This is a genomic window from Sphingobium amiense (assembly GCF_003967075.1).
In the GTDB taxonomy this organism is placed as follows: domain Bacteria; phylum Pseudomonadota; class Alphaproteobacteria; order Sphingomonadales; family Sphingomonadaceae; genus Sphingobium; species Sphingobium amiense.
Genome location: NZ_AP018665.1, coordinates 75,875 through 96,681 on the forward strand (window position 1 = coordinate 75,875; position 20,807 = coordinate 96,681).

At 64.9% G+C, this 20,807-nt stretch carries 23 protein-coding genes; 3 read left to right on the top strand and 20 right to left on the bottom strand.

Annotated features, from left to right (window positions below):
• Positions 1-10 precede the first annotated feature (10 nt).
• The 19 genes from SAMIE_RS20665 to SAMIE_RS20755 form a co-directional block, all read right to left on the bottom strand.
• The gene (locus tag SAMIE_RS20665) at positions 11-1,474 is read right to left on the bottom strand and encodes a conjugal transfer protein TraH (RefSeq protein WP_066701739.1); all 1,464 of its coding nucleotides are present in this window, start codon (positions 1,472-1,474) and stop codon (positions 11-13) included.
• Positions 1,474-2,289 (bottom strand): conjugal transfer protein TraF, encoded by an 816-nt coding sequence (locus SAMIE_RS20670; RefSeq protein ID WP_066701737.1) that lies wholly within the window; start codon positions 2,287-2,289, stop codon positions 1,474-1,476. The genes SAMIE_RS20665 and SAMIE_RS20670 overlap by 1 nt, the downstream gene beginning before the upstream one ends.
• A 215-nt stretch (positions 2,290-2,504) precedes the next feature.
• Positions 2,505-2,897, bottom strand: coding sequence for a hypothetical protein (locus SAMIE_RS20675; protein ID WP_232037464.1), 393 nt, complete (start codon positions 2,895-2,897; stop codon positions 2,505-2,507).
• Positions 2,878-4,740 (bottom strand): conjugal transfer protein TraN, encoded by a 1,863-nt coding sequence (locus SAMIE_RS20680; protein ID WP_066701736.1) that lies wholly within the window; start codon positions 4,738-4,740, stop codon positions 2,878-2,880. Before SAMIE_RS20680 ends, SAMIE_RS20675 begins: the two co-directional genes overlap by 20 nt.
• Positions 4,740-5,483, bottom strand: coding sequence for a type-F conjugative transfer system pilin assembly protein TrbC (gene trbC / locus SAMIE_RS20685; protein WP_036528769.1), 744 nt, complete (start codon positions 5,481-5,483; stop codon positions 4,740-4,742). The genes SAMIE_RS20680 and trbC overlap by 1 nt, the downstream gene beginning before the upstream one ends.
• Before the next feature lie 10 nt (positions 5,484-5,493).
• A complete protein-coding gene (gene traU, locus SAMIE_RS20690) occupies positions 5,494-6,516 on the bottom strand; it encodes a conjugal transfer pilus assembly protein TraU (RefSeq protein ID WP_066701734.1) in 1,023 nt (340 codons plus the stop codon).
• Positions 6,513-6,785, bottom strand: a complete 273-nt coding sequence (locus SAMIE_RS20695) for a hypothetical protein (protein ID WP_066701732.1) — start codon at positions 6,783-6,785, stop codon at positions 6,513-6,515. The genes traU and SAMIE_RS20695 overlap by 4 nt, the downstream gene beginning before the upstream one ends.
• Positions 6,785-7,438 (bottom strand): type-F conjugative transfer system protein TraW, encoded by a 654-nt coding sequence (gene traW, locus SAMIE_RS20700; RefSeq protein ID WP_066701729.1) that lies wholly within the window; start codon positions 7,436-7,438, stop codon positions 6,785-6,787. Before traW ends, SAMIE_RS20695 begins: the two co-directional genes overlap by 1 nt.
• Complete coding sequence (locus tag SAMIE_RS20705; protein ID WP_232037466.1) at positions 7,435-7,998, bottom strand: S26 family signal peptidase; 564 nt, start codon at positions 7,996-7,998, stop codon at positions 7,435-7,437. The genes traW and SAMIE_RS20705 overlap by 4 nt, the downstream gene beginning before the upstream one ends.
• Positions 7,979-8,626, bottom strand: coding sequence for a TrbI F-type domain-containing protein (locus SAMIE_RS20710; RefSeq protein ID WP_036528775.1), 648 nt, complete (start codon positions 8,624-8,626; stop codon positions 7,979-7,981). The genes SAMIE_RS20705 and SAMIE_RS20710 overlap by 20 nt, the downstream gene beginning before the upstream one ends.
• Positions 8,619-8,993 carry a hypothetical protein gene (locus SAMIE_RS20715; protein ID WP_036528777.1) on the bottom strand — a complete coding sequence of 125 codons (375 nt, stop codon included), beginning with the start codon at positions 8,991-8,993 and terminating at the stop codon, positions 8,619-8,621. Before SAMIE_RS20715 ends, SAMIE_RS20710 begins: the two co-directional genes overlap by 8 nt.
• Before the next feature lie 5 nt (positions 8,994-8,998).
• Positions 8,999-11,593: a type IV secretion system protein TraC gene (gene traC, locus SAMIE_RS20720; protein ID WP_066701727.1), complete on the bottom strand. Its 2,595-nt coding sequence runs from the start codon at positions 11,591-11,593 to the stop codon at positions 8,999-9,001.
• A 1-nt stretch (position 11,594) separates the two neighbouring features.
• On the bottom strand, positions 11,595-12,608 hold the full coding sequence (locus tag SAMIE_RS20725) for a TraV family lipoprotein (protein WP_066701724.1): 1,014 nt from the start codon (positions 12,606-12,608) through the stop codon (positions 11,595-11,597).
• The gene (locus SAMIE_RS20730; protein ID WP_066701776.1) at positions 12,584-13,471 is read right to left on the bottom strand and encodes a DsbC family protein; all 888 of its coding nucleotides are present in this window, start codon (positions 13,469-13,471) and stop codon (positions 12,584-12,586) included. The genes SAMIE_RS20725 and SAMIE_RS20730 overlap by 25 nt, the downstream gene beginning before the upstream one ends.
• A complete protein-coding gene (locus SAMIE_RS20735; RefSeq protein WP_066701722.1) occupies positions 13,458-14,789 on the bottom strand; it encodes a TraB/VirB10 family protein in 1,332 nt (443 codons plus the stop codon). Before SAMIE_RS20735 ends, SAMIE_RS20730 begins: the two co-directional genes overlap by 14 nt.
• Before the next feature lie 4 nt (positions 14,790-14,793).
• Positions 14,794-15,597: a type-F conjugative transfer system secretin TraK gene (locus SAMIE_RS20740; protein ID WP_066701719.1), complete on the bottom strand. Its 804-nt coding sequence runs from the start codon at positions 15,595-15,597 to the stop codon at positions 14,794-14,796.
• Positions 15,594-16,160, bottom strand: a complete 567-nt coding sequence (locus SAMIE_RS20745) for a type IV conjugative transfer system protein TraE (protein WP_066701717.1) — start codon at positions 16,158-16,160, stop codon at positions 15,594-15,596. The genes SAMIE_RS20740 and SAMIE_RS20745 overlap by 4 nt, the downstream gene beginning before the upstream one ends.
• Position 16,161: 1 nt before the next feature.
• On the bottom strand, positions 16,162-16,452 hold the full coding sequence (gene traL, locus SAMIE_RS20750; RefSeq protein ID WP_008832027.1) for a type IV conjugative transfer system protein TraL: 291 nt from the start codon (positions 16,450-16,452) through the stop codon (positions 16,162-16,164).
• A gap of 55 nt (positions 16,453-16,507) precedes the next feature.
• Positions 16,508-16,828 (bottom strand): TrbC/VirB2 family protein, encoded by a 321-nt coding sequence (locus tag SAMIE_RS20755; RefSeq protein ID WP_008832026.1) that lies wholly within the window; start codon positions 16,826-16,828, stop codon positions 16,508-16,510.
• A 360-nt stretch (positions 16,829-17,188) separates the two neighbouring features.
• Here SAMIE_RS20755 and SAMIE_RS20760 point away from each other — a divergent pair, with 360 nt between their 5' ends.
• On the top strand, positions 17,189-17,701 hold the full coding sequence (locus SAMIE_RS20760) for a hypothetical protein (RefSeq protein ID WP_036528824.1): 513 nt from the start codon (positions 17,189-17,191) through the stop codon (positions 17,699-17,701).
• A gap of 227 nt (positions 17,702-17,928) precedes the next feature.
• A complete protein-coding gene (locus SAMIE_RS20765) occupies positions 17,929-18,345 on the top strand; it encodes a hypothetical protein (RefSeq protein ID WP_232037467.1) in 417 nt (138 codons plus the stop codon).
• A gap of 54 nt (positions 18,346-18,399) precedes the next feature.
• On the opposite strand, the gene SAMIE_RS20770 is transcribed toward SAMIE_RS20765, so the two are convergent.
• Complete coding sequence (locus SAMIE_RS20770; protein WP_066701710.1) at positions 18,400-19,395, bottom strand: lytic transglycosylase domain-containing protein; 996 nt, start codon at positions 19,393-19,395, stop codon at positions 18,400-18,402.
• Positions 19,396-19,505: 110 nt separating this feature from the next.
• Here SAMIE_RS20770 and SAMIE_RS20775 point away from each other — a divergent pair, with 110 nt between their 5' ends.
• Complete coding sequence (locus tag SAMIE_RS20775; protein ID WP_066701708.1) at positions 19,506-20,801, top strand: hypothetical protein; 1,296 nt, start codon at positions 19,506-19,508, stop codon at positions 20,799-20,801.
• Positions 20,802-20,807: the final 6 nt, after the last annotated feature.

Sequence of the window (20,807 nt, forward strand, 5' to 3'; positions counted from 1 at the left end):
TTCCCCGGCTTCAGTTCAGCCCCTGCGAGCTCAGCCCGCGCGAGAAGGTCAGCGCCGAAGCCATGCCCGGCGTCATCGAATTCTGCAGGGTGGACTCCAGCATCATGCTGCGATTGATGAGCTGCATCGTGACCTGCAGCTTGTTGTTGAGCTTGACGTCGCGCTGCGCGTATTTGGCCCGAGCCGCGGCGATCTGCGCCTTCCACTGGGCCGCGGTAGCCTGGTCGAAGGTCTGGTAGTGGACCTGGCTTTGCTCGACCCGGTCCATCATATTGTCGAGCATAGCGGTGAGCAGGTCGACCGCGACGATTTCCGACATTGCCTGGATCTCGCCGGGCGACAGCGAATAATGCGCATAAGCCTGGACGCTCAGGATCTTGAAGATCGGCACCGTCGCGATGTTCAGAAGCTGCTTTTCCGCGGCATCGAGTGGCGTATCGCTGCGGATCTTGTCGTTCATCGACTGGATCAGCGCTTCGATCCGGGGACGCAACGCGGACGATGCTGGCACCGACAGCGTCTGCGCGCCGACCTCGTAGCAGTTTTCGTCATTGCATTTGAGGAGCTTCACCGGCGGCGCATCGGCCGTACCATCCAGAAGCGCGGTCACCACGGCGTCTTCGGCCGGGCCGATCATCACGACCTTGCCGCCGACACTCGGATCGTCCGACGGCTTCGTGATTACCGTACCCACCAGGGTCATGATGAATTCGGAGAAGCTCTGGTCGAAGGCGCCGAACTTGCCTGCCTTCTTCAAGGCCTCCCAGGTATAGTTATGCGGCTCGCCAACAAGTTGGTCCTTCATCGACGCATCGCTGTTTCCGGCGATCGTGTTATCGCGCTGGTTGCCGTTGTTGCAGCCCTGCCGTGAGGCGGCCCAGTCCGAGAATATGCCCTGGCTGTTGCCGATGGCTTCGCAAATGGTCGAGCGGGTGGTGTCCATCTGCGGCCAGATGCCGCCAACCAGCGCCTGCGCGGTCTCGCAGCTCGAGATGTTCATCTGGTTGAGGAGCTGAGCCTTCTGGCTGAACTCGTCCATCACCTTGCCGATTTCCGGAGAGACGGAGTCAATCGCGAGCTTGAAAGCAAAGCCGAGCGCATTGTTGGCGGTGGCCTTGAGCATCGCCACGATCTCGGAGGCGTTGATGAATGAGAAGGACCCCGAAAAGAGGTCGATGCCGCCGCAGCCTGCTCGAGCGCTTGGCAACTGCAGGTTGAACGGCGACACCGACTTTTGCGGGAAGCGCGTCCAGACATTGCCCATCGAATAGTAGCCGGCCGACTGGCCCTGGAAGGCGCTTGGGCCCGTCACATTGGCCGCACCGCCCGCGTCGTTGAAGAAGCTGTTCATCTGGCCCGCCACATCGGCATGGGCAACGCCCACCAGCGCGAAATGCGATGCCGCCAATAAGGCGGCGCCATGACCGAGGCGCCGGATCGCCGCCCGTGCCCGTCCGGAACTCTTGCGTGCCATCAGTAGTCACTCCCCACCTTGGTGTTGGTGAGCATGAAGATCCGGTCCATGATCTCATCGGCGCTGAGGATGCCGTACCCGACCGGGATCGTCCGCTTCGTCTGGGTGTCGAACAGGACCAGCGCCGGCGTCTCGTTGCCGGTCAGTCCCATGCGGGCACGCTGGCCCGTGTCGACGACATAGTTGGGAAATTCCTTGTTTGGGCCGCCGTCCATCGAAATCGCCATGACCGCCATCCGATGGCTGTCGGCGACCGAGCGCAGGATCGGCGCGAAGAGCTCGCAGGCGCCGCAGCTTTGCGCATAGAAATAGAAGAGCCCGTAGCGCTGGCTGAGGCTCGTCAGGACGGCATCCCGATCCGCCTTGCGATTGTCGAGCCAGGCTCGTTTGCCGACCGTCGAAACCGGGCGTTGCAGCGTGTAGTCGATGTCGGGATGCTGCCAGAGAGCGCGCTGCCACGTATCCGCGAAAGTCGAGGCCCGGTCGAGCTGCTCGCGCTGGAAGCGCACATAGGCGATGACATTCTCTTCGGAGGGGTCAAGGATCGCGCGGGCCTTGAGCTCATCGAGCTCCTTTGCGATCGCGGCCATGCGTTCGGCAGCCGATGGCTCGGGCGCCTGCGGCGACGCTGGGCGGGTCTCGCGCGGCTTGGGTTTCGAGCAATAGAACCATTGCCCCAGGCGGCGCTCGCCACAATAGAAGTCGTCGGGCGATTGCCCGTCGATCGTGTCGCGGCTTGCCCCGGCCTCCTGCGCGTTAACAGTCATGGGCATCAGCGCCAGAACCACTGCGCAAATCCTAGTGAACTTCGACATGGCTCGGGATCCTTTCCTGCGGCTGTGGCGCAGCGGCAAAGTGAGGCGCGGAAGGGCGGGCGGCGGTCAGGTCGAGCGCCCGGGGGTGGACGCAGCAATCGGACGGGCCGGCGTCCCTCGCTGCGCGGCACGGCGAACTTCTCGCCGTCGCAGGCTCGGGCGGCGGCTGTGCGCCTGGGCCTGTCAGCGTCAGCACCAAGGCGAAGATGACGGAATCAATTATCGGCAGGGCCATTGTCCAGTTCTCCCCTGGTAAGGCGCAGCACCGACATCATCAGCGCCACGTCGATGAGCCGGGTGCCTTGATCGAGCATCCGGATAATTCCCTCCACGAGCGGTCGCGCTGCGCGGCGGCCCTGCTCGCTCGCCTTCACGGCCTCGCCGACCGGCGTCAGCCAGCCACGGCTCACCATGCCGGGGACCAGCAGCGCGACCTGATCGGCGGGCATGTCGCCGAACCAGCCATGCATGACCGCGAAGATCTCGCTTGCTCGGATGGGCGTGCGGGCGCGGAAGGCGCAGACGAAGATCGACAGCTCGAGAACCGTCATCGCGCTTTCGTCCCCGGCATCGCGGGGTAGCCCCGGATCATTTGCCGTGGAGATCATAGTAATCCTGTATCTTCGACTGAATGTCCGTCATCGTCTGGACTTCGTCGGGAAGCTTTGCTGCATCCAGGAAGTCCGAATAGATTTCGGTGAAATCCATCACCGAGAGGTCGAGCGAGGCGAACTCCTCGATCGTGAAACCCTGGCACTGCTCCTTCTTGGGCGCCCCCCAGGGCTTTCCCAACTGCACGCGGCCCTGCTCCTGGAGAATCCGCGAAAGCTTGCTTTCAAAGCAACAATAGGCCGTGCGCTTGGTCTTGCAGATGCCCAGGAAACTCGATGAGCAGTAGGTGCCCAGATTGTGGCAAAAGCCCATCCGGTCCTTGATATCGAGCCTCATCTCGTCCTGAGAACAGGCGAACAAGACGAGGAACGGCGTGGCGAAGGCCGCGATCGCGGCCGGCCCGCCGGCCAGAGCGGCGGCGCCCGCCGCTACCGGCACCAATCCCGAAACCTTGCCGGCACAGCAGTTGATGAGGCCAAATACCGGCTTGTGACAAGTCTCGCGTACGCCAGAAAAGACCCGGTAATTGGTCTCGTCGAACTCCTTGCCGGCCTGGTCGATCGAGTGCAGCGCCACCAGCGCATCCTTGAATTCGGTCGAGGCCTGCCGTTCGATCGGCTCGCAGTCGCCGTTGATGCAATAGACGTCATCGCCGCAGATATATTGTGGGGCGTCGGCCGAGGTGCCCGACGCCGTCGGGCAACGATAGATCTTCTCCTGGACCTTGCAGGGTCCGCCGTCAGGATCCTCGTCCAAGCATTCGGTGCGTTGGTAGGTGCAACTGCCATTGGCTTCCAGTTCTGAGCAGTCGTTAGCCGACGAAATGGTGTGGCACTGGTAGCTGCGCTGCCACGCCCAGCACGGCTGCGTGACAGGGACACCATCGACGATCCGGGTAACCGGATCGCTTGCCGTGCAGATCTCCGATTCCAGCGTGCAGTTGCTGTCGCTGGCATAGGCTGCGCAGAGACCCTCGTTGCGGGTGATGACGGGAACCGCCGGTTCCTCCTGCCTGGTCAGCCAGTAGTTGCCGGTCGAAATCACCGTGCCAGGGTGATAGGCGCCCTCCGTAATCCCTTGCGCTTCAGCGCTGCACTTCACCTCAACGGCCGTGTGGCCCAGGCTCTTGCAGGTGTCGGCCGCCGTGTAGCCATAGGCCGCCATGTTGTCGCAATAGTCGATGGGTCGGCTTTCCCAGCAGACCCCCGAGGCGATTTCATCGTCGAACGCGGCACGGGCCGGATAGGGGCCGCCATCGCTCGGCAGGAAACTCAAACGGCCGGTATAATAGGTGTAGATCGTCCGCTTATCGGTGCGCACATCCAGATTGACGGTGCAGCTGCGGGCGTTGGTCGTTACCTTGGCGCCCGCGTTGCAACTCGCTTCATAATAGCCGCTCGTGCCCGATCCGGGCGGAAGCGCGGTGCAGCTTCCGCTCGTCCCGCCATAAGCCTCGCCCGCCAGATAGGTGGAGGGATCCTCCTCAATGGTGGTCGCGCGATTGGTCGTCGAAAGAATCTCGGCATTGCTGAAGGTCGGGCGCACATGGCTGCTGTCGGTCGTGATCTGATACTGCTCGCTACTCGACTTAAGCGCCTGGGCATCGTTGATCAGCTTGTCCGGATCATCGAAATAGCTGCCCTGCGGGAGGGTTGTCCCCGAGAACCCCGGCACGGCTTCGGCCTGCGCGTTGTCGCTGGGCACCAGGACCGGATTGGCTTTGGCCGCAGTTCCCATCGCCTTTCCCTGCTCGCGCGCTTCCTCCAGCGTGGTCTGCGCCTGTGCGGGGAAGCTGGCCCCGGCCAGGACCGCCAGACTGATTGCGATCGCGAGGCGCATCAGCGCTGCGCCCGCATATTCGAGAGGCCAACGGCGGCGACCCGGGCGCCCGGACCATTGCCGTCGGCAAAGCTGCTGAGCGCATATTCCACGGTGACATTGCCCGTCATGCGGTCATAGGGCGGCACCTTTGTCTGGCAGGAGAAGCCGGCGCACAGGTCGAAATCGGACGACACGGCAACATAGGTCGGGACCGCCTGCACATTGAAAGCTCGGAACAGTCGCGGATCGATGCCGACATTGGCGAATTCGTCCTGGCGCTCGACGATCTGCCCGAGCCGAGCCGAAAACTCCTTCATGCTATTGTTCGGAAAGCCGCGGAACACCACGACGCCGCCAGCGCGCGCCGTATCGCGAATAAGCGGCTTCAGGGACTGCGGCGGCATCGAGAGACTGGCGAAGACGATGAATTGCGGCGCCTCGCCGCTCTTGACGCTGGCATTGCCGGCGGCGCCTTGCACGATCTCATCGAAGTCGATCGCGCCGTCGGGCCCCTTGGGCAGATCCTTGGCCGCGACCTGCCGCATGTTTTCGGTGCCGGCTTCACGCACCGCGACGGCTTCCTCGCGGAACTGGTCGCCGCGATCCTTGACGTGGTTCACGAAGGCTTCGGCATCCGCGGCGAGATCGGCCGAGCGCTTCTTGATGGCCTGCACGTCGAGACCATCGACGGTCTGAGCGAGCAGCGCCGATACACCGGCGGTAGCAAGCAGGGCGGTAACGCCCCAGGCAGCGAAACGCATCGACCCCTCCCTACAGGACACAACAGTTGCGCTTGCGCCAGACGAGGTAGCCCATGTCCTCGCCGCCGGCGGGATAGGCGCGACCCGCATCGGGCGGCATCGTGGAAGCCCCGATTGCGGAGCAGGCGAACCTCCCGCTCACGGTCGGGATCGGATTGACCATCTGGAAGCGATATTGCTGCTTGCGCATGATCGGCATGAGGTACTTCTTGCACAGGCCCTTCGAGCCCATCGTCCCCCAGGCCAGCGCCTCGCGGTGCATCTTGTAGGCGAAGCGGGAGACCGCCAGCCGCGACGACTGCACATGGCCGATCGAGGCCGGGACATTGCCGTTGAGCGGGTACATCGAACCCTGGCAGCCCGCGCACCAGAAGAGCGGATCGAGCGGTAGGTTCACCGTTCCGGCAATGCAGTCACCCGCGCAGGCGGCCTGAGCAATCGGATTGGCGAAGATGATCGCTTCGGGGTTGATCAGCGTGGTGAGGGCATCGTCCTGCCAGAGCGGATCGATCTCGGTCATATAGGCGATGTCGAAGCTCGCCTGCTCGAAGCAGACGAAGTCGGTGAGGATCTCCATCCAATAGAGCAGCGGATACACATACCAGTGCACATGCCACTTGGCCGTGCTTTGCGACCGCCCGCCGACCATCGAGGGACCGGCGAGATAGCCCTGTCCGATATCGAACCCGGGGGCGATGCGAATACCGCCCAGGTTGGGGAAGCACCACGGCTTCATCGTCACATCGGCCAGGCGAGCCGGCTCCCAGAAACCGACGGCAATGCCAATGCGCGGCAACGGATCCGCGCAGGCGCAGACCGGCGAGGCGGGATTGCTGGTATCGGGCCGGCCGCTCGGCCAGATCTTGAGGCCGCCCACCGACAGGGGAAAGAGGCACGACCAGCAGACGTCGGTGATCGGATTGACGAACTTGCCGTTGCAGGTCGGTCCGGCCGCTTGCGCTGGCGCCGCAAAAAGCACCAGCGTCAGGAGAAGCGACACAGCGCCGAGCAGGGATCGAAGACCGCGCGTCATTCTCGCTCTCCCAATTGATCGAGATAGGCTGTGTCAGCGCGCTGCTTGCGAGCCAGATACAGCGCTGTGTAGAGCGCCGTGCCGACGAGCAGCGCGAGGGCCACCGCCGCGACGGCCGGGCGGCCGACCCATTGGCGCAGCGGGCCGACCCCCCCGACCACTAGCGCGAGAAGGATGCACAACGCCTGCCACGTCCGGCGCATGCGGCGCAGGTCGCTTGTCTCGGGCGCGGCCATCGGCGTGCGCAGGAGGTCGAGCCACAAGGGCATCAGCCCGCCCTCCCCTTGAGCGCATGTTCGGTGACCCGCATCACGCGGCCCGCCTGGCTGACGACGGCGGGCGTGTGCTCGATGCCGAAGCGGCCAGTGAGCTTGCCCTCCTGGTCGAAATAGAAGCGCCGCTTGCGCTGCGACATCGCCTCGATCGGCGATCCCTTCACGAAGATGATCTTCGCCTTCATGTCGCTATATTTGCCGCAAGCCCAAGCCAGCTGCTCGGCATTATCCCCATCGACGAAGACAAGATCCTGATGAATGCCGACGAAATCGAGCGGGTTCACCTTCTGACCCGCCTTTGCGATCATATTTCCCTTCTGGTCGCGGACATCATGGTCGATGCGAACCGAGGGATCGAAATCCCAGCTGCGCGTCTCCTGGGCCGGCGAGATACCGGCCACGGGATCTGGCCGCCGCACCTTGGCCTCGACCCGCTTGGCGAAAAGCGCGTTGGTTCGCGCCAGTTCGCCGCTCGCTTCGGCACGGCGCAGCCGCGCCTCGATCGTCGCGAGCAGGTCAGGCTCGATGATCGGAAAGGCCTGCCCTGCCGTTCCATAGTCGCGCGCCTCGCTGGCGGAGCCGGCGAGAAGCAGGGTCGTGCCGCCAAGGCATGCGGTCGTCGCCGCCAGCAGGATGGTGCGCCTCATAGTAGCGGCTCCCCGGTCCCGATAATCTGGCGCGCGCAGACGAATCCGATGTCGGCATAGCGGCTGTCGAACCCGTCCTTGTGCGGCGTCCCGACAAAATAGCAGCCCGCCGGGACCGGCCCGGTCGCGCCGGGCGTCAACAGCTCGCCCAGGCGCGAGGCTCGCTTCATGCGCGCCACCATGCGCCCGCCGATCAGGACGTCGTTCCCGCTATGGGAAACGACATCGCCGGGGAGACCATAAACCAGCTTGCCGAACATAGCGGGCCGCGCTCCGAAATGGCGATGCACGAGAGCGGTCGCGGGCGGGTCGAAGAAGACATAGTCACCGCGGCCCGGCAGTCGGCCCCGATCGATGAGGAACGCCCAGTTCGGCAGGGACTCGCTCGTGTTGATGAGGAAGGCATGACGATCGCGCCAATCCGCGATCGCGCCCAGAACCACTGTGCCGACCGACAGGAGCCCCAGCGCCGCCCAGAGATGCTTGCGCGGTCGCCAGGCCGGCGCGGGGTGCGCCGGCACCATCGGGGTTTCGCCCTTGTCACTGAGCAGGGCCGACATCGGGCGCTCCAAAGCTCGACACGGTGGCTCCCTGGGCACCAACGGCCGGGGGCAGGACGGATGGAACCGGTTGGGCAGTGGCTTGTGCGGCGCTCGCCGGCGCGGCCGTCCGCGGATCCTGCGGCACGGGCATCTCGGGCGCGGCCTGCAGGCTCATTTGCTGCAGGCGCTGCAGCTCCTCGGCCGTTATCCGCTTGGGTATCGGCACGCCCGAGGCGTAGACTGCCTTCTTCACCGTTTCCGTAATGTCATCGACATTCTTGCTGAGCACAGCCTCGCCGACGAGGATGACGTCGCCATGGGCGCTGCGACGCGCAAGCTCCTTGTCGAGCGATGCCATGAAGGCCTGCATCTCGGCCTTGACCCGCTCAGGTGGCGATGCCGAGTAGCGCTGCGCCTCGACATATTCTCCGACCAGTTCGGAGAGCTTGACCGAGACGATATGATCGGGCCGGGCACTCACCTGCCGGGTCACCCACATCGCCCAGACGAGCGCCGCGAGCAGCAGGAGCCCGCCCAGCATCTGCCAGCGGGTCAATCCTGCGAATAGGGTCCGGCGGCGCGAGCGCGTGGCTTTGCCAGACGGCGCGGGGACGGGAGGAAGATCGAGTTCAGCCTGCTCAGCCATGGGAACGGTTCCCTTCAGACACATGACGCGGAATGATGAGATGTCGGCGCAGCACGATGATCGCGCCGGCCAGGAGAAGCTGCGCGCAGGCCAGCACCTGCTTGAACGATGCGATGCGCGCTGGGTCCGCGGCGACGTAGCGGCTCGCCATATTGGCCAGCTGGTGCATCATGCCGTCGATCGAGAAGCCGCCGATCGCCAGGAAGAAGAGGAAGAACAATCCCCAGCTGATCAGCAGCGACGACAGGGTGAAGCCGAAAAGGTGGAGATACCAATAGAGGATCGTGCGCAAGTCGAGCCGGATGCACGGGGTAGTCGCCGCCGGTGGGCTTGGCTTAAGCGTCTCTTCGCTCGGGATGGATGCCACTGGACCTACTCCGCAGCGATTGCGACGTCGGGATCACTCTCCGCATTCGCCGCCCATTTCTCGGGATTGTCGGGAAAGGCGATGCGCTCGATCGCCTCGTCCATGCTGAGACCCTCGCCGATCAGCGCCTCGATCCGGGCGAAGGTCTGCGGGCTCGAGGAAAACAATGTGGCCGAATAGGGATCCAGAACCAGGCGACCAACCGCCAGCGTCTCGGGTCCCTTGATCATGATGTCCGAATATTCGAAGCCGTTGCGCTTCAAGGAGCGCAGCAGCGCATCGGTATAATCGTCCATCTCGAAGCGATCATGCTTCTTGAAATCGGCTATCGTTTCCGGCTTCTGCTGCAGAATGACGAACCAGTCGCTGTTCTCCAGCGCTGCGATTGACCCCGCCGACTTATAATAGTCGTTGAGCGACTGCGTGGCGGTGACGAGCGAGGCGCCATATTTGCGGCAGGTGCGCGCATAGGTCTCGATGAAGTCGGCCATGGCCCCGCCGCGCAGCAGCTGCCAGGCTTCATCCAGCAGCAGTGCCTTGGGGATTGCGCGATCGACCTTGCGCATCACCTGCTGCGACATGAACATGATGGCGGTGAGGACCACGCTGCGCAGTTCTTCGCGCGCCGAGAGATCCGAGAGCTCGAAGACGGTGAGCTGCGCCTTCAGTTCGAAGCTGACTTCCCCCTGGAAGAACCGGCCGTAGGTGCCCGCCGCCGAGAAGGGGCGCATAGCAATACTGAGATCGTGCGCGAGCGCGTTGCCGGTTGCATCGAGCGCCTCGATCACAAGGTCGATCGATCCTCTTCGGCCGTGCGCCTCCCAAACCGTGTTGACCGCGCCATCGATGAGGCCGCGCTCGGTATCGTTGAGACGGTCGATGTGGCGCGACATCTGGTTCACGATGGCCTTAAGCATCGCCATGCAGTCGAGCAGATAGTCCTCGTCCTCCGCCGCCTGGGCCTCGTCGATCATCGAGAAGGGATTGAGGCAGAAGCCAGAGCTCATGGTGAACTCGACGAAGGCGCCGCCCTGCAATTTGGCCGAATGCTCGAAGGATCGGCCGTCGTCGATCACGACCACCTTCGCGCCAGCGCCGCACAGCGAGGCGCACAGCTCCTGCAAGGCCACCGACTTGCCCGAACCCGATTTGCCGAAGACCGCGACATTATGGTTGCCCGCCGCGTTTTCGAAGGGTGACCAGAAGAAAGGCTGGCCGCGCCGTCCCACCATCAGGAGATGCGGCACATGGCCGCCCAGATATTCGCCCTGCAGCGGCGCGAGATTGGCGGCGGTGGTGGTAAGCAGCGTGCGCATGCGCTTCATCCGCTCGAGATCGCGCGACAGGCCGTTGGCCATCGTCATGGGCATGGCGCAGAGCAGGCCCATCACCTGCAGGTAGCGGTCGTCGAGCAGGTCCCAGCCCGCTGCTCGGTAGACAGATTTGAGAACGCGTTCGTTGGCGTCGCCGCGCCCCTTGGGCGAGAAGGACGTGACCGAAAAGAACACCCGCACGAGCTTGCGGCCCTGCCGGATCTCGTCGTTGACGAAGCGCCACTCCTGGCTCTGGTCGCGCAGTTGCGGCAGGAAACGCGCGGACTTGGAATCGGCGAGACTCGTCGTCCGCATGAACTTGAAACTCGCCTTGTTCGACGAGGCTTGGGTGTCCGGATATTCAACGCACAGGTTCGTCGCGACCGGGCACGGCATGCGCAGCTTGTCGGTGAACATGTCGCCCACCAGCTTCGCCATGTCCCAGGGCGCCCAGCGATTGGGCAGGTTGCGCACCGAGAAGGAGCGCACGTCGAAGACATCGGGATAGATTTCGCCGATCTCCGGGGCCCCTTCGTGGACCTTGCCGGTCGGTCGGAACCGCTCGGTGCGCAGCAGCATCCGGTCGGGTTCGACCCGGAGCTCGATGTCGCGGCGAATGGCCTGGTCGGCGATGGGATCGAAGGGATTGTAGCTGACGACGTCCTCGCCGGCAGCCGTGGTCGGTGAGGTGATGTCGTCGATCCAGGCGATCAGCGCGACCGGATCCATGCGCCGGGTGGTGACCCCCACCGAAGCCAGCGCGGAGACGAGGCCCTCCATGACCGAGACGATGTCGTCATCGGACACCGACGAACTCTCGGGCGTCGAATAGGAGATCGCCACGCGGTGATGGCGCAGGCAAAAGGGCGCGTCCTTCGAGAGCGACTGCCATACGCCGTCGCTGAGGAAATCGACCCGGTGCTTGGCCATCCGTTCGTAGACGCCGCGTGCGGCGTAGCGCGGCAGATACCATTTGCTCAGCGCCTCCCCCACGCGCGGGCTCATCCACTGATGGAACTGGATGCAGCCCGGCGCGGGAATGCCTTCGGACAGGAACTGCGTGATGATCTCCGCGGTGCGCTCGTCAGCGCCCACCATTGGAGCGGCCTCGATCACGAAACCGCGCGAGGCGCTGTTGTAGAAGATCCCCGTCTTGGGATCGTAGCTGCGATAGGGCAGCCAGTGCGCCAGCATGGGAACGCCGAGCGCGGGCCGGTCATCATCGGGACGCGCCGCATCGCCGAAGAGCCCCGAGAGCATGCTGTCGAAAAAGCCGCCTTTCGCCATGTCAGTTCTCCTCCGCGACGGCGCCGGGGAATGCGGCCGAATTCACCGTGGGCTTGAGCACCGGCCGCAAGTCGGGCGCCTGCGCGCCCGTGGCCGCTGCCCGCGCACCATCCTGTGCCTGCGACGCCACCGCCTGGTACCGGCTATCGGCTTTCACCCGCGCCGCCGCTTCCGCGCCGGCGGTCGTCTTGGCGGGAGCGCCAGGGACTGCCGCAGCCTGCGGAGCGGACGGGACCGCGCGTGTCGGCGGTGCAGCCGCTGCCGCGGGAGGAGCAGTCGGTTCGGCGGACGGGGCCGCAGCGCTGACGGGTTGCGGGGGCGTCGCTGCGACCTTGCGCCGCGCCCGCGCATCGGGCCTTGGCGAAAGCCGGGCCGCGACAGCGCTCTTGATGCTGGCAACCGGATCTGCCGTCGCACGCGCCCGCGCGGCAGCGACAGCCGCCGGGTCAGGCAGGCCTTCGGCGGGGGAGAAGCGCTCCGTCTCGGTCCGATCGACCGCGTCGGCGAGCGTCTCGCCCGCATAGGCCGCGGCGCGCTCATTGCGGGAGGACAGGCCAGACGCGTCCGCGATAGCCTGCTGCTGCCACTCGCCCTGCGCAACCACGGCATGGACGGCACTCGCCTCGTGCAGCCGGCCGCGCTCGTCGATATAAGGCTGGAAGACGATCCGCAGCACTTTCTCACGCGTGCGGCCCGCCTCTCCGATCGACACAGGCATGCGCCGCGTGCTTGCCACCGCCGTCCGGGCGCCTTTTCCCGCTCCCATGTCGGGATCGCGATAGGGTCCCGCCCGTGACGGCACGGCGTCCGGCGCTTCAGCCGTGATGAGGGCCAGTGCCCGGTCGTCGATCGATGACGACGGCGCGCAAATTCCGTCCGGCGCAGGGCAGGAAAAACTCCCCGCGATATTGCTGCCGAACGATGCGCAGCCCCCCATGAGTGGCAGGACGGCGAGCGCCAGGCCAGCATGCCAGCGAGTGGCGCGGCCCTTCACGACTTGGCTCCCTTCAGCCATGCTTCCAGCACGTCCTTGGGCCGGTAGCCCTCAAGCATGGCGCCATCGCTACGGACGATGACCGGGGTCCCGCTCAGGCCATGGCTGCGGGCGAACTGCTCGTTGGCGTCGAGGCCACGCGTGTCGCATTTGCCCTCGCTTTCGAACGGCGCGCCGGAATAGGCGGCGTGGAGCGCCTCTTCCCGGTTCCTGGCGCAATAGACGCGGTCGGCCAGATCCCGGCTGCCCAGGACCGAAATGGGCCGTTCGATGACCTTGACGTCCATGCTGCGCAGCACGCTAGTAAGCGCGCGGCAGTAGCCGCAGCGAAAATCGGTAAAGACCGTGACCGACTGGCTCGATGCCTTGTTGCCCCAGACGATCGCTCCGTCGCGGGGCAGCCCCGCGAGCGACAGCGTGGCCGGCCGCACCGGCACGGAGACACGGCGCGCGCCGGCGGTGGGTGCGACGGGAGAAACGTCCGCCTCGCCGCCGAGCGCGGCCGTCGCATTGGCCTTGGCGGCGCCGCCGACCAGCATGTCGGGGTTCATCTCCAGGAGGCGTGCGGCGGTCACGTCCTGCCGCGTTTCCATGTCGTATACCCGGCCGATGACCAGATAGCGGGCGCCGCGATCGACATAGAAGAGGTTGGCGCCGGCTGTCACTTCGCACAGCCCTGCGACCTTGGCGCAGTTAACCGCGCTGATCTCGGTCTTGGGCAGCCGGGCCTTGAGCAGGCCCGCGACCTGGCTGTCTTCGGTCGGAACGGCAGCGGCAGCGGCAGCGATGGCGGCGGCGCCCAGTCCCACCACCGGCAGGGCGATGAGGCCATAGCTCCAGGGCGTACGCGCAACAGCGGCGCGAAGGCGATCAGTTACGGACATAGACACCCTCCAGAAAGACGATTTCGACATCGATGCCAGTCGGCATCTCGATCACCGGCTGATATTGTTCGGCGCGCTCGATCAGATATTTCGAGACCATGTCGCCGGTCTGGGCGACGCCTTCCCCGAAGCCACCCTCCAGGATCTCGCCCGCCGAGAGTTTGTCGCGCTTGCCGTTTGTGGTGATGTTGGTGCCCTGGAACACCGAATTGGCGTTTGCGGAGAAGCCGCGGCCAAAGCCCCCGAAGAGGCCGGCGATGAAGGCCTGCGTCACCAGCCCGCCTTCGCGCGAGACCACCCGGCCGCGCACCCCGGTCTTGCCGCCGAAGGCGATGAAGCCCTTGACCTCCGAGACCGCGTAGCGGCCGCCGGGCTGCGGACAGGTCATCTTCTGCAGTTTGACGTAGACTTTCTCGGCCGAAAGGTCGCCGCGCGCCGCTCCGTTGATGAGGCAGCCCTCGATCTTCGTGGTGAGCAGGCGCCCGTTCTGGAAGACGCTGCGTGCAGGGCCTGTCACGCGCAGCACGACCGGAAGCGGGTCGGACTGGCTGTTGACGCCGGCACTGGCATCGACGCCGACGATCACCTTGGCGGATGCGAAGCTGTTGGGCGGCAGGTAATTGACGCTGTCGGTATAGACCGTGTTGCCCTTGGCGACGCGCGAGGCATTGCCGGTCTCGGTGGTCTGGAAGTTCACCATCTTGACCTCCGCGCCGCCCATCGGCGCGCCGGCGGGCCCGGCCGCCCCCGGCGTGCCATCGGGCCGCCGATAGGCCTGGGTCCCGCCCGGACCGTAAAGCGCGGCTGGACCTGGTTGGGGCGGCGGTGCCGCCCGCTGCTGGGCCGCCTCGCGCTTGAGTCGTTCGTTCTCGGCCTGGTAGGCGGAGAAGACCCGCTGGCCATCGGCCTGAAGGGCCTGGTTCTGCCCCTTCAGCGCCTCGACCTGGGCTGCCAGCGCGTCGACGCGGTTTTGCTGCGCATTCACCGACTTCAGCTGGTTTTCCATCGACTGGAACTGGTTCTCGGACATCCCCATCCACTCCTGTTGGGAGAGGTTGCGGTTCACGAGATCCTTGGTCGACACCTCGACCTTTTCGCCGTCGTCGTCTTCGGCCGCGTCCTTGTCGTTGCCCCCGAAGATCCAGAAGGACGAGAGCACCAGCCCCGCGCCGGCAACGCCCGCGAGCAGCAACCGCTGCTTCTTGCGGGTCGCCTCGTTTCTGCCGATTTCGCCGGTTACCGGTGAAACAGTTTCTGTTTCTTCATCGGGACCGTCCAGGGTGCGACGGGTGCGCGAGAAGATATCCGCGAGTGCCATATGACTACCTCCCGATCTGCGAGACGAGATAGGCCGTGGTGACCTTGCCGGGCGCGAGCATCGGCTCGGCGATGGAGACGGCGAGCGCGCTGCGCGGCGCGACCGCGCCTTCGTTCAGCGCGATCGGCGCGTTGCTCATATTCTCGATGCGCAGAACCTTGCCGGTGAGCTCCTGCCCCCGATATTCCGCGATCATCTGGACCTTGAGCCCGCCGACGAAGACCGGGCGCAAAGTGCGCTGCCGCATCTCGTAGCCATCGACGATGCTGTTGGAATACATCGCCTGTACGAGTTCGACGGCTGCGTCCTGGGGGCCGGCCTTGATTGTGGCGGCGACCGCCTCACCCGAGCGATCTTTCGCGATCGCCGGATTGGAAATGAAGACCTGCGCGGCCTGCTCGCCGCCAATGCGGCAAACGAACTTGTAGACATAGCCGCGCTTGGTCGTGCCGAAGAAGGAGAGCGCGGACCGCCCGAAACCCTCGGGTACCGACAGGTAGATGTCGCCGCGCACCGGTTCGTTGACGACGCTGAAATCGTCCGTCGGATTGCCGGTGGAGATCTTCGAGACACTGGCGAACTCGTCCTCGACGAGGCTGATGCGGGTCAGGTCCTTGGCCGACGCCTGGCAGTCGACCTGGCTGCTGTCCGACGCCATGATGGTCTGGTCCGCCCAGGCGGGCTCGGCGATCAGAAGCAGGCCGGCCGCGACCAGTCCCGCGCCGATGAAACGGCTGGCGTGGCAATAATATCGGGAGCACAAGGCGGCGCCGGCAGCCGTGCTGCCGATGGCGATAGCACTCATCATTGATCTCCTTCCTCGGCTTTGGACACCATCCCGAAGCCGACGAGCTGCAGCGAGACGCCCGAATATTTCCATTTGAAGCGGAAGGTCCGGCGGTCCTTGGAGATGACCTTGCTCCCTACGATCGTGTGCAGGTCGCCCGTCACGTCCGAGGTCAGATTGTCCGGATCGAGCTTCATCGACTGGATCGCGAAGAACTGCGCGATCGAGGATCCGCGCTGCTCGTTGACGATCTTGAGAAGGTCCGCCTTGAGCCGCCCCTGTGCGCTTGGCGCCGTGATATCGAGAACCGACTTCATCCAGTATTCCAGGTTGCTCGGCGATCGATCGAGGGTCAGCACCGCGGCGTCGCGCGTGACCATCTCCAGATACTCGCGGCTGACCCCGGCGCTGCTGACTGTGAGCGGCGACCGCAGGATCGGCTGCAGGACGATCTCCCGATCGCGGGTCGCTACCATCAGGAAGAGGATGGCGGTAATCGCTGCGAGCACGCCGGCGATGGCGACGAGGAGGTTGCGCTGCTTGAGAACGCGCTGGCTTTGCGCGTGGCTGTTGGCGATCTCCATGTCAGCCGGCCATCAGTCGAAGGTAGGAGGGCGGTGTCGCCTTCATGCCGGTGAACCCGGCCGGAAGGTGCCAATAGGCCATGTGCAGCAGCCAGGATGCCGCCCGTCCCGCCTTAGCGCGCTTCAAGCCCCACCAGCCTGCTCCAGCGAGCAAAATGCCGATAAGGATATGCTGAGACAGGATCCCCCAGGTGAACGGAATCACCATCGCGAGGAACTCATCCAGGGTCCACAGCCCGATCAGTTCTGGATCATCCAGATGAGTTGGAATGACATATTTGTCCGCAGACATCGCACCACCCTCCATTTGGACCGTCGGCGCTGCTACGCCGCCGGCCGAACCCACGTCAGATCGTTGCGGTGACGGTCGAGGTGACGATCGGCACGCCGGTGCCGGCGCCCACGCCGACGCCCACCGGGATGGCGATCTGGCCCATCGAGAAGCGGCCCGAGGCGAGCGCGACCACGCCGCCGGCGAGGCTGAGCACGGTGATGATCTTGCCGCCTGATCCCTCGAGGAAGTCGGTGAACTTGGTGAGCGCGGTGTCGAAGGTGGTGTCGGCGCCGGCGAAGGCCGGTCCGGCGAACATGAGCAGCGCGAAGGCCAGCGCCGCGATCACGAGGATCGCAAGCTCTACCCGCCCGCCATGCTTCAGTACCTGTTGCATGAGCATTTCCTTCCGATTGAGACGCGGCGGTTCCGCGCCCAATCGAAGGCTGTCCCCTCGCTCGCCGGCCGAGCAACCTTCCCCGGCTCGGCGCGTTGCGGGAGACATGAATTTTTCTTCCAGCCCGAGTCGCTTGGCGCCGCGCGCGAACCGCTCCGGTACGCGCTGCGAGCCGGGGTGGCCCGCCGTGCAGACCAGGACGGTCACCAGCGCGCGCCACGCTGGCCCGAAATCCGAGCCACCCGCGCGACTCGCGAAAATTTGCGATAAGATTGGTTAACGGTTAGGTTCTACCGTGGAATCGGCATGAGGTTCGTGCCGCGTAGCAAGGACGCGGGATCCGGCACTCAGGGGGGTCGAGTGGGGCAGGGTTACAAAACGTCACAGGGACAGGACGCGGCGGGAGTAGGTTTCCCCCGACAGGTCAGCATCGATATCTCCGAGCACTTCTTCCGCCTCACCACCGAAAGCGTGCGGCTGCGCTCGAACGAAACCCATTCTTACCAGACGCTCGCGACGCTGGTGAATGCCCGCGCCGCCTCCGCCGCGGCCATGGATCATGATTCCGATGTGCTTCGCTCGCATCTGGACAAGATCCCCACCGAAGGCGGCATTCGTATCAAACTGCGCGTTACCGCGAGCAGCGCCGAGAACCTCAGCGAGGCCCAGCATATTCTGGCCAAGCAACTCGGGCAGGGCATGTCCGCCGGCGACATGCTGTCGCTTCTCCTGTTCGACTATATCGTCGAGCAGAAGGCGAAGGCCGTCGTAGCGAAGTTGCGCGAACAGGGGCTCGATTTACCGCCTACCCAGGCCGCCGGAAAAATTGCGAGCGATTCGCAACAGGTAAGTCCATCCGTACCAATGGCTTAGCCGATACCTATAAAGAAATCCAGGTCACAGGTTGTTGCAAAGCGTTTCCCGCTGTGATTTGGTGCTCTCACGGAGCAGGATCAGGGGGCCGGTTCATGACATCCCTTGCCACCAGCGGGGCACCTTCCTCGACGGACGAAAGCAAGTCCGCTGAAGAGAACGCTGCGATCCCCTTCAGGGACTATATTCCTTACATTCTTCAGGCGATGTCGGATCAAAATGTGAGCGTGCGGAAACTGGCGCTCAAGACCGGCATCAGGCGCAACCGCCTGTCTAATCTTCTGCGGCCCACCGCCGATCCTTCCACCCGTGAGAGCATGACGCTCGTCGAGTTTCAGACGATCCTTCATGTCCTTCAAATCGGGTTCATCCAGGCCGTTCTCGGTGTCGAAACTCTTCGCGACCTGGATCTTCTCCATGACGGCCGATTCTCGACGATGATGCAGATGATTTCCGAGGTGTTCGCGAGCCTGCCGCTCTCGCTTGTCCATGCGCTCAACGACGTGGAAGGCATGGATGGCACCGAGATCCGCCGCGAATGGGCAGGCCCCTTGCGCGACGGCGTCGTTGACCGGGTGGTACGCGAGGTCATCGCGATCATCGAGCGTCGCGCCCGCATGGAGCAGAGCTTCCGCCTGGATTGACCGACGGACGCCGTCCGCGCGGTTCGCACCGGCGTCCGTCGGCTCGGTCTCGCCTCAGAAGCGCGAAACGATCGCGCTGCGTCCATTGAAACGCGGCGATGTTGGAGTCGGCGGCAACGATGGGCCGGTAACACTGGCCGTCCGCGTGAAACCGCTCAAGCGCCGCCAGTTGAGGAGGATATCGTCGACATAGGCCTGGGTCTCGGCGATCCGCGGCACCTGGCCGTCCCGCACCCGTCCCGGCCCGGCATTATAGGCCGCCAACGCCAGATGGACCTGGCCGAAGCGATCGAGCTGGCTGCGCAGATAGCGCGCGCCGCCGTGCAGATTCTGCTCGATATCGTAGCGATCCACGCCCAGCCCCGCGGCCGTGCCGGGCATGAGCTGGGTCAATCCATAGGCATTTTTCGGCGAAACGGCCCGGTCATTGTAGCGGCTTTCGCGGATGATCATGGCGTCGAAAAGGCCGACCGGGATGCCATATTGGCACGCGATCGCGCTCATCATCCCGTAATAGCCCGCCCGCCGGATCTCCGCCTGGGCGCTGAGGAAACCGGCCGGCCGATAGCCTCCGGCATAGCATCCTGCCGTGTATCGGGTTGCGGCGCTGGCAAAGGCCAGTCCGCCGCGCATCCACGCAGGGACGGGTATCGCCTCCAGCGTCGGCTCGGCAGAAACGCCGGGCGCGGCCGCAACTGGCGGCGCCGCCCCGGAAGCCGACACGTCGACCGGCGAGGTCTCGCCGGGGGCCACTTGCCCGTAGGTCTGCGCCATCTGGAACTGCACCCATTTGCGGCTGAGATCATGGACGCTGAACGAGGCTGGAAGCGCGGCTGGACGTGCCTCGGCGAGCGGAGCTCCTTCGTCCACCGCGGGCGTGTCCGGGCGGTCTGTGCCATCTGAGCCCGCAGCGGCCGGCAGGCGTGGCGGCGCCGGCACGCCCATCGTGATAAGCTGAACGGTGCGCGGCGAACCTTGCGGGCTGGCGCCGGCAAGCGGGGCCGCGAGGGTGATGGTGAGCAGCGGTGCAGCAAGGAGCGCGGTCTTCATAAAACCTCCCGAAACCTGTCCTTGCCCGAGTGGAGGTGAACCCAAATCCCGTTGTCAATCCCGCGGCGCCTGGTCAGACTTTGCCCATTGCGCTCCAAAAGGGCTTCTCCATGTGGCTGATCGACCGGCAGGGCGACGGACAAAAAGGTCGTCGCATCCCCCTTCCCGACCTCGTGCGGTCCGCACTGGTGCGCTGGTATACGGGCGAAGGCTCGCGCGGCGATGAAGAGGCGGGGATCGCGCTGGTCCAGCAAGCACGGATCGGCGCCAAGTGGATCGCATGCGACTGCCTGGGTCCCGACACCCGGCCGCCGGTCCTGACCCCCGCCTTCCTGTCGGAAGCTGAAACCTATTATCTGCGGCGCCTGACGGGCGCCGACCGGCCCGAGCATCGTCCCCAATGCCCCTTCTTTCGCGAGCAGGCGACCAATCGCATTTCGGAGATCCGTACACCCCATTCGCCGGCCGATCCCCCGGAAGGCTATTTCGAAGTGCTGCGGCCAGCCCCTGAGAAGCTGGCGCAAAAGCCGCAGGCCGACAGTATCGACGACAGGACACGCAATGCGACGGTGCCGCGTCTCGCCCGCCTTCTCTGGCGCCTTATGACCCTGGCCGGTGTCCATCGCACGCCGCCGCTTGGGGCGGAGCCGCCCGAACGCTCCATTGCACAAGAATTCAGGGCCCTGAGCGCGGCGGCCGCGCGGATCGAGCTTGCACCCGGCATCGAGCTCGGCCGCGCCTTATGGACACATGCCCGCCCCTTTCACAATAATCGCGTGTTCGCAGGTCTGCGCGCGTTATCCCATCAGTGGCCACCGGGTCACGCACCGCAGGCGTTCCTCGCGCTCTACGCGACAGCGGTGCAGGGTGCGACCATCCATGTCGCGGGCGCCGAGCCGGTGGTGCTCGCCAATCGGGTGCAGTCCCCATCGATCCGCGGCAACCCGATCAAAGGTCCTTACCTGGTACTGGTCGTGGTCGGCGAATATCCCGAGGCCGACGGCTATGCGGCGCTGCGCGCCTATGCGCAGCCCATCCTCTCAGGCCAGCGTTTCGTGCCGGTTGCCTCCGAATTCGAGCGATCTCTCTATCGCGGCCTGCTTGACGCGCGACGAGGGCTCGATCGCCTCGGTATTGATCTCGTGATCGAAAAGCCGCTCTTCGACCAGTTGACCCCGCAAGGCGCCTGTCGGCCCGACTTCCTGCTTGAAGCGCAGTCGAGAGAGACCGGCGAGATCCGGCAGCTGGTCGTTGCGGCGCAGAGCGCCCTCGACGAGAACTTTCTGGCGGTGAAGGCCGCCATCCATCCGCGCCTCGAGATGATCGCGCCGCTGATTAGCCTCGGGCCCGACGCGCTTGAGCGCGGTGCCGTACCGGATATCGTGCGAACCGCCTTAGGCCTGTGAGCCCGG

Excerpts from the sequence above, each read along its gene's own strand:
- SAMIE_RS20665 (WP_066701739.1), bottom strand. The coding sequence starts at position 1,474 with ATGGCACGCAAGAGTTCCGGACGGGCACGGGCGGCGATCCGGCGCCTC.
- SAMIE_RS20670 (WP_066701737.1), bottom strand. The coding sequence starts at position 2,289 with ATGTCGAAGTTCACTAGGATTTGCGCAGTGGTTCTGGCGCTGATGCCC.
- SAMIE_RS20730 (WP_066701776.1), bottom strand. The coding sequence starts at position 13,471 with ATGTCCGTAACTGATCGCCTTCGCGCCGCTGTTGCGCGTACGCCCTGG.
- SAMIE_RS20770 (WP_066701710.1), bottom strand. The coding sequence starts at position 19,395 with ATGAAGACCGCGCTCCTTGCTGCACCGCTGCTCACCATCACCCTCGCG.
- traC (WP_066701727.1), bottom strand. The coding sequence starts at position 11,593 with ATGGCGAAAGGCGGCTTTTTCGACAGCATGCTCTCGGGGCTCTTCGGC.
- SAMIE_RS20755 (WP_008832026.1), bottom strand. The coding sequence starts at position 16,828 with ATGCAACAGGTACTGAAGCATGGCGGGCGGGTAGAGCTTGCGATCCTC.
- SAMIE_RS20710 (WP_036528775.1), bottom strand. The coding sequence starts at position 8,626 with ATGGCTGAGCAGGCTGAACTCGATCTTCCTCCCGTCCCCGCGCCGTCT.
- SAMIE_RS20735 (WP_066701722.1), bottom strand. The coding sequence starts at position 14,789 with ATGGCACTCGCGGATATCTTCTCGCGCACCCGTCGCACCCTGGACGGT.
- trbC (WP_036528769.1), bottom strand. The coding sequence starts at position 5,483 with ATGCGTTTCGCTGCCTGGGGCGTTACCGCCCTGCTTGCTACCGCCGGT.
- traW (WP_066701729.1), bottom strand. The coding sequence starts at position 7,438 with ATGAGGCGCACCATCCTGCTGGCGGCGACGACCGCATGCCTTGGCGGC.
- SAMIE_RS20695 (WP_066701732.1), bottom strand. The coding sequence starts at position 6,785 with ATGCCCTTGTGGCTCGACCTCCTGCGCACGCCGATGGCCGCGCCCGAG.
- SAMIE_RS20725 (WP_066701724.1), bottom strand. The coding sequence starts at position 12,608 with ATGGCTGAAGGGAGCCAAGTCGTGAAGGGCCGCGCCACTCGCTGGCAT.
- SAMIE_RS20745 (WP_066701717.1), bottom strand. The coding sequence starts at position 16,160 with ATGGAGATCGCCAACAGCCACGCGCAAAGCCAGCGCGTTCTCAAGCAG.
- SAMIE_RS20675 (WP_232037464.1), bottom strand. The coding sequence starts at position 2,897 with ATGATCTCCACGGCAAATGATCCGGGGCTACCCCGCGATGCCGGGGAC.
- SAMIE_RS20680 (WP_066701736.1), bottom strand. The coding sequence starts at position 4,740 with ATGCGCCTCGCGATCGCAATCAGTCTGGCGGTCCTGGCCGGGGCCAGC.
- traU (WP_066701734.1), bottom strand. The coding sequence starts at position 6,516 with ATGACGCGCGGTCTTCGATCCCTGCTCGGCGCTGTGTCGCTTCTCCTG.
- SAMIE_RS20705 (WP_232037466.1), bottom strand. The coding sequence starts at position 7,998 with ATGTCGGCCCTGCTCAGTGACAAGGGCGAAACCCCGATGGTGCCGGCG.
- SAMIE_RS20740 (WP_066701719.1), bottom strand. The coding sequence starts at position 15,597 with ATGATGAGTGCTATCGCCATCGGCAGCACGGCTGCCGGCGCCGCCTTG.
- SAMIE_RS20775 (WP_066701708.1), top strand. The coding sequence starts at position 19,506 with ATGTGGCTGATCGACCGGCAGGGCGACGGACAAAAAGGTCGTCGCATC.
- traL (WP_008832027.1), bottom strand. The coding sequence starts at position 16,452 with ATGTCTGCGGACAAATATGTCATTCCAACTCATCTGGATGATCCAGAA.